Origin of the sequence: Dokdonia sinensis (genome assembly GCF_003688895.1) — a bacterium.
Lineage (GTDB): Bacteria > Bacteroidota > Bacteroidia > Flavobacteriales > Flavobacteriaceae > Dokdonia > Dokdonia sinensis.
In genome coordinates this window covers 34,228-44,874 of the sequence record NZ_REFV01000021.1, presented here as the reverse complement: position 1 = coordinate 44,874, position 10,647 = coordinate 34,228, and the positions used below count along the sequence as shown (strand labels likewise).

12 protein-coding genes are annotated in these 10,647 nt (G+C 40.1%); 5 read left to right on the top strand and 7 right to left on the bottom strand.

Annotated features, from left to right (window positions below; genetic code table 11):
* The first annotated feature begins 414 nt into the window (after positions 1–414).
* The 3 genes from EAX61_RS15645 to rny all read left to right on the top strand — a co-directional run bounded on the left by EAX61_RS15645 (position 415) and on the right by rny (position 3,267).
* The gene (locus tag EAX61_RS15645; RefSeq protein ID WP_121918654.1) at positions 415–705 is read left to right on the top strand and encodes a hypothetical protein; all 291 of its coding nucleotides are present in this window, start codon (positions 415–417) and stop codon (positions 703–705) included.
* 6 nt (positions 706–711) lie between these two features.
* A complete protein-coding gene (locus EAX61_RS15640; RefSeq protein ID WP_121918653.1) occupies positions 712–1,002 on the top strand; it encodes a cell division protein ZapA in 291 nt (96 codons plus the stop codon).
* 699 nt (positions 1,003–1,701) lie between these two features.
* Positions 1,702–3,267 (top strand): ribonuclease Y, encoded by a 1,566-nt coding sequence (gene rny / locus EAX61_RS15635; protein ID WP_121918652.1) that lies wholly within the window; start codon positions 1,702–1,704, stop codon positions 3,265–3,267.
* A 161-nt stretch (positions 3,268–3,428) separates the two neighbouring features.
* Here the strand turns inward: rny and EAX61_RS15630 are convergent, their stop codons facing one another.
* The 3 genes from EAX61_RS15630 to EAX61_RS15620 all read right to left on the bottom strand — a co-directional run bounded on the left by EAX61_RS15630 (position 3,429) and on the right by EAX61_RS15620 (position 5,657).
* Positions 3,429–3,941: a hypothetical protein gene (locus tag EAX61_RS15630; protein ID WP_121918651.1), complete on the bottom strand. Its 513-nt coding sequence runs from the start codon at positions 3,939–3,941 to the stop codon at positions 3,429–3,431.
* 80 nt (positions 3,942–4,021) lie between these two features.
* On the bottom strand, positions 4,022–5,077 hold the full coding sequence (locus tag EAX61_RS15625) for an RluA family pseudouridine synthase (RefSeq protein WP_430641075.1): 1,056 nt from the start codon (positions 5,075–5,077) through the stop codon (positions 4,022–4,024).
* The gene (locus EAX61_RS15620) at positions 5,058–5,657 is read right to left on the bottom strand and encodes a PASTA domain-containing protein (RefSeq protein ID WP_121918656.1); all 600 of its coding nucleotides are present in this window, start codon (positions 5,655–5,657) and stop codon (positions 5,058–5,060) included. Before EAX61_RS15620 ends, EAX61_RS15625 begins: the two co-directional genes overlap by 20 nt.
* 111 nt (positions 5,658–5,768) lie before the next feature.
* On the opposite strand from EAX61_RS15620, the gene EAX61_RS15615 reads away from it, so the two are divergent.
* Together EAX61_RS15615 and coaD are read left to right on the top strand one after the other, a co-directional pair.
* Complete coding sequence (locus EAX61_RS15615) at positions 5,769–6,788, top strand: D-alanine--D-alanine ligase (protein ID WP_121918650.1); 1,020 nt, start codon at positions 5,769–5,771, stop codon at positions 6,786–6,788.
* Positions 6,789–6,854: 66 nt separating this feature from the next.
* On the top strand, positions 6,855–7,313 hold the full coding sequence (gene coaD / locus EAX61_RS15610) for a pantetheine-phosphate adenylyltransferase (protein ID WP_121918649.1): 459 nt from the start codon (positions 6,855–6,857) through the stop codon (positions 7,311–7,313).
* 457 nt (positions 7,314–7,770) lie between these two features.
* Here coaD and EAX61_RS15605 read toward each other — a convergent pair whose 3' ends face one another.
* Genes EAX61_RS15605 through trpB form a run of 4 tightly spaced genes read right to left on the bottom strand, consistent with a single transcriptional unit; the run spans position 7,771 to position 10,640 of the window.
* The gene (locus EAX61_RS15605) at positions 7,771–8,286 is read right to left on the bottom strand and encodes a hypothetical protein (protein WP_121918648.1); all 516 of its coding nucleotides are present in this window, start codon (positions 8,284–8,286) and stop codon (positions 7,771–7,773) included.
* Between the two features lie 3 nt (positions 8,287–8,289).
* A complete protein-coding gene (trpA, locus tag EAX61_RS15600; RefSeq protein ID WP_121918647.1) occupies positions 8,290–9,054 on the bottom strand; it encodes a tryptophan synthase subunit alpha in 765 nt (254 codons plus the stop codon).
* Positions 9,055–9,109: 55 nt separating this feature from the next.
* Positions 9,110–9,394: a GIY-YIG nuclease family protein gene (locus EAX61_RS15595; protein WP_121918646.1), complete on the bottom strand. Its 285-nt coding sequence runs from the start codon at positions 9,392–9,394 to the stop codon at positions 9,110–9,112.
* Positions 9,395–9,437: 43 nt separating this feature from the next.
* Entirely contained in the window at positions 9,438–10,640 is a 1,203-nt protein-coding gene (gene trpB, locus EAX61_RS15590; protein ID WP_121918645.1) for a tryptophan synthase subunit beta, read from the bottom strand.
* Positions 10,641–10,647 lie beyond the last annotated feature (7 nt).

Here is a 10,647-nt window from a genome sequence, read left to right as displayed (position 1 = left end):
TGTTCATTTTCTTTGAGAGCTTTGATAATCTGACTCTCACTAAATTTGCTGCTTTTCATAATGACAGTTTGAATTTAAAGTTAGTAAATTCGAATTAGTAACTGTCCTATTTATGGGGAAGTCTACACCAAGACTGAAACCAGAAATCTAAAATTACTATCTAATTAATAGAAGGAAGTTGATGTGGAGCCAAGGATGTAAATTTAGAGGTAACAGATAGAACTATAGACAAATCTGAGAGCCTCATAATATTTATGTTCAACAGATTACAATGGGGCTGTAACCTTTTTCGCGATAAGCTGAAGACGTATTTATAAAAAGCGTAAAAAACATCCTTTAAATTTTAACCTGTATCCATTGCTAGAATATTAATGAAACGTTAACTTTGTGAGACGTAGTAAATGCACTTGTGTTATGAGTTCTCTTTCTGAAGTTGTTGATTCACTGGAAATTAGAATCGCTGCTTTGTTGAAAAAATACGAAGATGTGAAGCAAATGCGGGTAGTTTTAGAACAAGAACTTACCGCCACGCAACAGGAGAACAAACAACTTAAAGCAATCGTCGAAACACACGAAGGACAGATCAAGACGCTCAAAACCGCAAATGCACTACTAGGCAGTAATGATTACAAACGGGAAACCAAACTGAAGATAAACGCTTTAGTACGTGAGATAGATGCGTGTATCGCATCCCTTGCAGAATAATATTTTATGGCAGACAAGCTCAAAATCAAGTTGTCTATTGCAGATCGAGTGTATCCGCTCACGATAAATCCTGCCCAAGAAGAGGGGTTGCGCAAGGCAACAAAGGATATAGAAGCAATGGTCAAGCAATTTGAGCAGAGTTACGCCGTTAGAGATAAGCAAGATGTACTGGCCATGTGTGCCTTACAATTTGCCTCTCAGGTTACCCAAAAAACTATAGATGAAGACTCTGTAAGTGAAAAAACAGCAGCCAGATTACAACGGCTGTCAGAATTACTCGAACAGAGCTTAACATAGACGTTCTTTACATACAACAAGCATATTACTGCCTGCATTGGTTATTTTTTTGATAAACTCAACAGTTATTTTATAACCGAGCGACTCTAGACTGTAAAAGAACGCCCTTACTAGCTTGACTAGGTAGAGGGACTCTTGATCAGCCTTATAGCTCAAATCCTTTTTTTAGGAGTTTATACAGAACCCAGACTAATGCAGGCTTTTTTTTGTGAGACCCAGTACTATGAAGCCCGCAGGGCGCACATAATACTGCTGGTCGAACAAATCCCGACGCAGGTCGGGATCCATTTGTAAGACTAATGCTTTTTAATGATGCGCTGGTCGAACAAATCCCGACGCAGGTCGGGATCCATTTGTAAGACTAATGCTTTTTAATGATGCGCTGGTCGAACAAATCCCGAAGCAGGTCGGGATCTATTTGTAAGATCGAAGTTCTTAATAAAGTGCTGGTCGAACAAATCCCGACGCAGGTCGGGATCCATTTGTAAGACTAATGCTTTTTAATGATGCGCTGGTCAGACAATTCCCGACGCAGGTCAGGATCTTTTAGATAATGCAACTACGTAAAATAATTGCTATATCTAAAACCCTCGTCATTAGACGAATATTAAAAAAGCACTCATAGCGAGTTGCTTTGTGGGTAATACCACACCATCAACCACTAGATCGCCGAAGGGCGTCTTAATACTTAACTTAATTATGGAACATACCGCACTCTTGTTTATTGTAGGTGTGATTGCACTAGCAATAGGCTTTCTTGCAGCAAAGTTGCTAGAACGCAACAACGCCTCAAAACTCATACAACGCGCAAAGAAAAGTGCCCAAGGCATTCTTAAAGAAGCAAAGTCAGAAGGAGAAGCACTCAAAAAAGATAAGATACTACAGGCCAAAGAAAAATTTATCGAGCTCAAATCTGAGCACGAGAAGGTCATCTTGAGCCGTGACAAGAAAATATCAGAGTCAGAAAAGCGTGTACGGGATAAAGAGTCACAGGTGAGTAGTGAGCTTTCGCGAAATAAAAAACTCAACCAGTCCTTAGAAGACAAGCTTAAGGATTACGATAAGCGTCTAGAATACGTAGACAAGAAAACTGCCGAAGCTGAGAAAATGCACGCTAGCTCTGTAAAACAGCTCGAAGTAATCTCGGGACTCTCTGCCGAAGAAGCAAAATCACAACTCGTAGAAACGCTAAAAGATCAGGCTAAAACAGATGCGATGGCACACATCCAGACCGCAATGGAAGAGGCAAAAATGACGGCAGAGCAAGAAGCAAAGAAAATAATCATAAACACCATACAACGTATCGGAACAGAGGAGGCAGTCGAAAACTGTGTCTCTGTATTTAACTTAGAAAGTGACGATGTAAAAGGTCGTATCATAGGCCGTGAGGGACGTAATATACGCGCCATTGAAGCAGCAACGGGCGTAGAGATCATTGTAGATGATACCCCAGAGGCGATTATCCTTTCTTGTTTTGACAGCGTACGTCGTGAGGTTGCACGATTATCTTTGCACAAATTAGTGACTGATGGACGTATTCACCCTGCACGTATTGAGGAAGTTGTAAATAAAACGACTAAGCAAATCGAGCAAGAAATTGTTGAGGTAGGTAAACGCACCGTAATTGATTTAGGGATTCACGGGTTACATCCAGAACTTATAAAGGCCGTAGGAAGGATGAAATATCGTTCCTCATACGGTCAGAACCTCTTACAACACAGTAGGGAAGTGGCAAAGCTTTGTAGCGTTATGGCTGCAGAACTTGGCGTAAATGCAAAGCTAGCGCGTCGCGCGGGATTATTGCACGATATAGGAAAAGTACCAGAAACAGATACAGAAACCCCTCACGCAATCCTAGGAATGCAGTGGGCAGAGAAATATGGCGAAAAACCAGAAGTATGCAACGCCATAGGAGCGCACCACGATGAAATAGAAATGACGAGTTTACTATCTCCTATAGTTCAGGTATGTGACGCCATAAGCGGTGCACGTCCAGGGGCGAGACGTCAGGTATTAGATTCATACATCCAGCGTTTAAAGGATCTAGAGGATATTGCTTTTGGCTTCCAGGGAGTACAGAAGGCGTACGCCATACAAGCCGGTCGCGAACTCCGAGTAATTGTCGAGAGTGAGAAAGTGAGTGATGATAAAGCAGGAGCATTATCCTTCGAGATTTCGCAGAAAATTCAAACCGATATGACCTACCCAGGGCAAGTAAAAGTAACCGTAATACGTGAGACACGTGCGGTGAATATTGCGAAGTAGAATTGTTTCACTTTTTATAAATACGTCTTCAGCGTATCGCGAAAGGTTTATTGGAAATATAAAAAGCCAGAACTTTTATTTGTTCTGGCTTTATCTCTATTCATTTTGAAATGGTCAAGATACAATTAGTAGTAATTGTTACATATTTTATTATGTAGCTCTTAATGATCATCGATTATTCTATATTTTTCCTTTGCCTCTCTCTTAATCATTATTTTTCCAATTCGATGATTAAATTCTCCCTCAATTTCAATATAACTTTCTTTTGAATCATTTATGATCGGTTTTGATTTACCTGAGATTCTTCCCATTATTTGATCACCTTTCTCAAATTTACTGCTGTTAATTTCTAAATCGTAAAACTCAAACTCTACGTTTAAGATATTTTTTCCATTATATTCAGGGTAGTCAGAGTAGAGGGTAATATATGCTTCTGGTTTCTCCTGTAAATTAATACCAAATGCAGTAACGCTCGTACCAACAGATCCTATTACCACAACTAGTGAATCAGATTTACCATTGTCATACGAACTATAAGCAAAGTATTCAAAATTTGATTTTTTAATCTTTATTATGGTTGAGTCAACTTGAATATCAGGGTTAATCTTCCAATTTTGAGCTGAAATTCTAAATCCAAACGCAATTAAAAAGAATGTGTAAGTGACTTTTTTCAATTTATTAATAGATACATTATATAAAAACTACGTCTAATTGTCTTGACCATTAACTAATGAAATACAACAGAAATATTTAATTACTCCTGCACGTGCGTAGCATAATTACGCCATTTCTCAATACAAGCCGTCATATCTTCTGGGATTTCGGTCTCAAAACGTTTGTATTCTCCAGAAATAGGATGTACGAAGCCTAAAGTTTTGGCGTGTAGGGCTTGTCTCGGGAGCACTTTAAGACAATTATCTACAAACTGTTTGTATTTAGTAAACGAGGTTCCTTTTAAGATGGCATCTCCACCGTAGCGCTCATCGTTAAAAAGTGTGTGACCTATGTGTTTCATATGCACCCGTATCTGGTGAGTTCGACCAGTTTCCAATTTGCAGGACACTAACGTTACATAGCCCAAACGTTCAATGACTTTATAGTGTGTAACCGCAGGTTTTCCATTATCAGCCTCATCGCCAAAGAAAACTGTATTCTGTAATCTGTTTTTAGGATGCCGTCCTATATTGCCTTCAATCGTACCTTCATCGTCCACTACATTTCCCCAAACGATAGCGACATATTCCCGCTCCGTGGTTTTATTAAAGAATTGCTTGGATAGATGTGCCATGGCGTGTTCGGTTTTGGCAATCACCAGCAGGCCAGAAGTGTCTTTATCTATGCGGTGTACGAGTCCTGGGCGCTCACTACTGTTGTTAGGCAGATTGTCAAAGTGGTAAATGAGACCATTAATGAGCGTCCCATCATAATTCCCGTGACCAGGATGAACCACCATTCCCGCCGGCTTGTTTACCACGAGTAACGTATCATCTTCATAAACAATATCTAGTGGGATATTCTGTGGCGTGAGAAGGTTCTCAGGTTTTGGGTATTCAAATAAAGCGCGCACTACATCTCCAGCTTTGACTTTGTAATTTTGTTTTACAACAACGTCATTTACTTGTATGCTTCCGTTTTTTGCAGCTTTCTGTATTTTATTTCGGGTAGCATTTTCGACAAAGTTCATCAGGAACTTATCCACGCGCAAAGGTTCCTGTCCTTTGCTTGCGGTAAAACTATAATGCTCATACAATTCGTCGTCTCCCTCTTCCTCAGGACCCATCACTTTATTTTCATCCATCGGTGTCATCATTATCATCGTTAAAAGCGTCGCGGTAGCTCCCTTTTCCATTTCCTAACACAAGGTCAATGACAGATGTTTTCTCTAGTCTATCGCCAGGACTTACAGATTTTCCTTTGTGGCGCAAGCCACGTACTTCATCTTCACCTATGTGATCTATATAGGTAATCGTACCCACTTCAAAGCCTAACGCCTTGAGTGTCGGTTCTACTTGGCGCCTTGTGCGTCCTATCAAGTTCTCGGGAACTGTAATTTTTCTAAATCCTGACGGATTGAGTACCAGATAGATCTGTCTATTTTCCTTTACAAACTTTCCCGCTTCTGGGTCTTGCTCTATTACAGAATATTTAGGATAATTTGGATTATAATTTGCGCTGTCTATGATGAAATAACGCAGATCTACATTGCTTAGTTCTTGATCTACAAGGTCTAGTGTCATCCCTTTGATGTTTGGTACCGCAATACGCTCATCGTGGTTTGTAGTGCTTCCCAGCCACCATTTTACAAGAAAAATTAATAGAATAAGGAATATAAACGCAAGTACAAGTTGTTTGACAAATGTCTTGCTAAAAATGAATTTGATAATACTCATAAATAGATAGTGGTTAGTGTTACAAAGATATAGGATATTAAAAGAAACCCCTATTTTTACCTTAACGTAATGCCAGTCCATTTGTTTTGGGCTGTATAAATTTTCACGAAAGTGCACAAAAAGAATATTGCCGTTTTAATGGGTGGCTACAGTAGCGAATTCGAAATCTCGCTCCAAAGTGGCGCCACCGTCGTACAATCACTGAACGATGATCTATACAATGTCTATCCCGTTCATATTTTAAAACGGGGCTGGTTTGCCGTGGTCGACGGTCAGGAGTTTGAAATAGATAAAAGTGACTTTAGTTTTAAGGACGCTTTCCTGCCGGCCGGACAGGCGGGCGCGAAAAGAGTGACTTTCTCTGCCTGCTACAACACCATACACGGGACACCGGGAGAAGATGGTAAACTGCAAGCTTATCTTGAACTTTTGGGCATTCCCCAAACGAGTTGTAACTTTTACGAGAGTGCACTTACCTTTAATAAAAAGGATACCCTCAGTGTGTTAAAATCGTATGGCGTGCCTATGGCATCATCTGTCTATGTTAATGAAGGAGATGATATAACGATGGAATTTAAAAATGGTGTGGCTGTAAACATCGGTTATCCCTGTTTTGTAAAACCTAACCGTGCCGGGTCCAGTTACGGTGTGAGCAAAGTATACAAGGAGGGTGACCTCGAGGACGCACTAAATAAAGCATTTGCAGAAGACAGTGAAGTGCTCATAGAATCATTCCTAAGCGGTACTGAAGTATCTGTGGGAGTTTTTAATTTTGGAGATGGAACTAAGGTTTTGCCTGTATGCGAAATTGTTCCGGACGGAGATTTCTTTGACCTCACCGCAAAATATTCTGGAAAATCACAAGAAATTGTACCCGCAAGACTAAGTGATGAAGATACGCAAGCCGTACAGTCGCTCACTAGCGGAATTTATGAAATAATGAATCTCAAGGGTATTTGTAGGATCGACTTTATCTTTCACAAAGGGAAACCCCATTTTGTTGAGGTGAATACAAACCCTGGATTGTCAAAAGAAAGTATTATACCGAGACAGATAAAAGCATCTGGACAAACACTTACCCAAGTTTTAGGGCAGGCGGTTGAAGATTGCATGAAGCGATTAGGAAATTAATAGTAAGATTCTCGCCCGAGCTTGCACTGAGCGTAGCCGAAGTGCGGAAATGACAAAAAAAATATTATGAGAAGAGCAGTATTCCCAGGGTCTTTTGACCCCATTACATTAGGACACTATGATATTATAGAGCGTGGTCTTACACTTTTTGATGAGGTGATTCTTGCCATAGGAGTGAACTCCACCAAAAAATATATGTTCTCTCTCGAGCAACGCAAGAAGTTTCTTGAAGATTCATTTGCGGGGGAGAAGCGCATCACGGTTATGACGTATCAAGGCTTAACGATTGACTTCTGTAAGGAACAACAGGCCGAATACATCCTAAGAGGCCTAAGAAATCCCGCCGATTTTGAATTTGAAAAAGCCATTGCACATACTAATCGAAAGCTTTCCGGGATTGAAACTGTTTTCCTCCTAACCAGCTCAGGAAAGAGTTATATTTCTTCCAGCATCGTACGTGATGTGATACGTCACGGCGGTGATTATACGGAGCTTGTGCCAGAAGCAGTTCGCGTAGAAAAGTAAAAAAATCGCTCGAGAGAGCGATTTTTTTTATTCTTATTACAATCAAGCCTACTTTTTATTCTGTTGGTCCTTAATTGTTTTTTCGTCGATATCAAATTTGTTGGTTTTTTGATTCGTGTTTCCAGTTGGGTTTGTTGGATTTTTCTGTTCTACTTTACTTTCAAATTTACGTTCCATAGTCTTTCTTCTTTTTTAAATTCATATAAAGATAGAATTACAAGGTGTTAATTGCTCTTAAGGCAATGTTAGTTTTGGGTTAAAGTATTTTCAGCAGGAGCAATTTCCCGCTTTCCGCTTCAATTTCCCGAAGTATATTCGGTACAAGCTCTCATTTCGCTATCGCTTTATTGCGGGATTTTCACTACAATCGGGGCGAGGGGATAGGCTTGTGATTATTTTCGGTAAAGTGATAACTTTATAATGAGTGATACATCAGGACTAACCTATCAAACTACCTTTAAATATTTAGCCCAGTTTTTTCTTGAATGGTATTTACAATGATGTTAAAACCGACGGTAAAATAATTAATTTTTACTTTTTGCTTTTTATCTGAAGATATGATAAGTTCTCCTATTGAAGCATTAAATTTTATTTTTTCAATGGCGTTCCACGAAATCACATTTGATTTTCCAAAATAGGAAATCACCTCTATGGAGCCTTCTCTAATTATCGTTTTGTGTTTATCAAAGCTATAACTACAAAAGATTACAAATGACAGAAAAAATGTAAATACTAAACCTATGATAAGGTCGGTCATTTCACCTTTATCCGTGATTCTCAAGAAAGCAACAAAACAAAGGAACATCCCTACAACTCCAAAGCCTATAAAAAAATATAAGGGCGCCTTGTTCATTCTATAAACGATAGCTCCGTTCAGGGTTTTATGTACAACCTCGTTTTTGTATTTAGAAAAATACCAAACGAGAACTGCGGTAATGACTGTTGTGGCAAGTGTTGCTAGAAATGCTACCAATGGTTATTTTCTAATGGTTTTAACAAAATCGGCAACACTATCCGCCCCATTTTCTGTGATATGCTTAATAAAAGCGCTACCTATAATAGCTCCCTTTTGATACTCAGTAGCAGCGATAAACGTCTCACTATCCTTAATCCCAAAACCTACAACTTGAGGATTGTTAAGATTCATTGCGGCAATGCGTTTAAAGTAATCTGACTGTATATTCCCAAAGCCTGAAATATTACCAGTTGTACTTGCGCTGCTTACCATATAGATAAAACCATCGCTGGCAGCATCTATTTGTTTAATGCGGTCATCCGTAGTTTGTGGTGTGATTAGGAAAATATTAATCAAGCCGTAATTTTCAAAAATGGCTTTGTACTCCGCTTCGTATTCGGCGAGTGGGAGGTCTGGCATTATGATGCCATCTATACCTACCTCTTGACATTGCGCACAGAACTTTTCAACCCCATATTGTAACATAGGATTGAAATACCCCATCACAATAAGTGGAATGTGAATGGTATTCCGAATATCTTTCAACTGATCAAAAAGCAGTTGTGTCGTCATTCCGTTTTTAAGTGCAGCCGTACTGCTCTCCTGGATGGTAGGCCCATCTGCCAGCGGGTCAGAAAAGGGGAGTCCTATTTCTACCATATCCACGCCACTTTCTTGCAATTGAGTAAGTATGGAAACGGTGTCATTTATGGCTGGATAGCCCGCTGTGAAGTATAACGATAACATTTTTTTGTCTTCGCTTAATTTTTGGTTTATTCTATTCATTTTAATTTAATCTCCGCGAAGGCGGAGATCTCGTCCACCCTAGCAATTAGTAATATTATAACATCCAACCCAAATCATTCCAATCTGGATTCATATCATTAACTAAATTATTTTTCCATTCTCTATTCCAATTCTTAATAAGAATTTCTCTTTTACGAGCTGCTTGTGCAGTCTTATGGGATTCAAAGTAAACTAACTTGTCTACATTGTATTTACCAGAAAAACTGTTTTTGTACTTTTTGTTTTTATGTTCTAGGATACGTTTTTTGAGATCGTTTGTGAAACCTACATAAATAACCTTATTGTATTTATTAGTTAGAATGTAGGTGTAGTATGTCATATCGTTATAACTCGATGAGACCACCGCCTTCGCGGAGGTTTAATTAAAGCCCAAAGTACTCGATATACGTATTCAAATCCTTATCCCCGCGCCCAGAAAGATTAATCACTACAACGTCATCTTCCTTAAACTTGCGGGTTTCAAAAATGGCGAGGGCGTGACTGGTCTCGATAGCTGGAATGATCCCTTCCAGTTTGCTAAGTTGCAATCCAGCTTGCATCGCAGCGTCATCTGTAACCGAAATAAATTCACCACGACCAGAGCGGAACAAATGTGCGTGCATGGGGCCAACACCAGGGTAGTCCAGCCCCGCCGAAATAGAGTAGGGTTCTGTAATCTGCCCATCATCGGTTTGCATTAATAATGTTTTGCTTCCGTGTATAATTCCCTCACGGCCTAGTGCAGATGTTGCCGCGCTCTCTCCAGAGTCTATTCCCTTTCCTGCAGCTTCTACAGCGATGATGCCTACTTCTGGCTGGTCGAGATAGTGATAGTACAGTCCAGCCGCATTGCTACCGCCACCCACGCAGGCGACCACATAATCAGGATTTTCTCTACCTTCTTTTTCTAGAAGCTGTGCTTTGGTTTCTTTAGAAATAACCGCCTGAAAACGTGCTACCATATCTGGATATGGATGAGGTCCTACCACGGAACCTATGATATAATGAGTATCTACGGGATTGTTGATCCAGTCGCGTATGGCCTCGTTAGTCGCATCCTTTAGGGTCTTACTTCCAGACTCTGCTGGCTTGACCGTTGCGCCCAGCATTTTCATTCGGGCAACATTAGGCGCTTGACGCTCAATGTCTATCGCCCCCATATACACGATGCACTCAAGTCCCATTAATGCGCAAACCGTTGCAGTAGCAACACCGTGTTGTCCTGCACCAGTTTCGGCGATGATTCTGGTTTTCCCTAATCGCTGTGCCATCAAGATTTGCCCGATAGTATTATTTACTTTATGAGCACCCGTGTGACACAAATCTTCTCGTTTTAGATAAACTTTAGCGCCATATTTTTTACTGAAACGCTCTGCATAGTAAAGCGGAGTAGGTCGCCCCACATAATCCTTCAATAACTGATGGAACTCTTCCTGAAAAGAAGGCTCCTCCATAATCTGAATATATTGCGAGCGGAGTTCTTCCACATTTGGGTAAAGCATTTCTGGAATGAATGCTCCGCCAAAATCTCCGTAATAGCCTCTTTCATCGGCTTGATAGCTTGTCTCTCTTTCTAGTGTATTCATAGCAATA

Excerpts from the sequence above, each read along its gene's own strand:
- EAX61_RS15645 (WP_121918654.1), top strand. The coding sequence starts at position 415 with ATGAGTTCTCTTTCTGAAGTTGTTGATTCACTGGAAATTAGAATCGCT.
- EAX61_RS15640 (WP_121918653.1), top strand. The coding sequence starts at position 712 with ATGGCAGACAAGCTCAAAATCAAGTTGTCTATTGCAGATCGAGTGTAT.
- rny (WP_121918652.1), top strand. The coding sequence starts at position 1,702 with ATGGAACATACCGCACTCTTGTTTATTGTAGGTGTGATTGCACTAGCA.
- EAX61_RS15625 (WP_430641075.1), bottom strand. The coding sequence starts at position 5,077 with ATGATGACACCGATGGATGAAAATAAAGTGATGGGTCCTGAGGAAGAG.
- EAX61_RS15620 (WP_121918656.1), bottom strand. The coding sequence starts at position 5,657 with ATGAGTATTATCAAATTCATTTTTAGCAAGACATTTGTCAAACAACTT.
- coaD (WP_121918649.1), top strand. The coding sequence starts at position 6,855 with ATGAGAAGAGCAGTATTCCCAGGGTCTTTTGACCCCATTACATTAGGA.
- trpA (WP_121918647.1), bottom strand. The coding sequence starts at position 9,054 with ATGAATAGAATAAACCAAAAATTAAGCGAAGACAAAAAAATGTTATCG.
- EAX61_RS15595 (WP_121918646.1), bottom strand. The coding sequence starts at position 9,394 with ATGACATACTACACCTACATTCTAACTAATAAATACAATAAGGTTATT.
- trpB (WP_121918645.1), bottom strand. The coding sequence starts at position 10,640 with ATGAATACACTAGAAAGAGAGACAAGCTATCAAGCCGATGAAAGAGGC.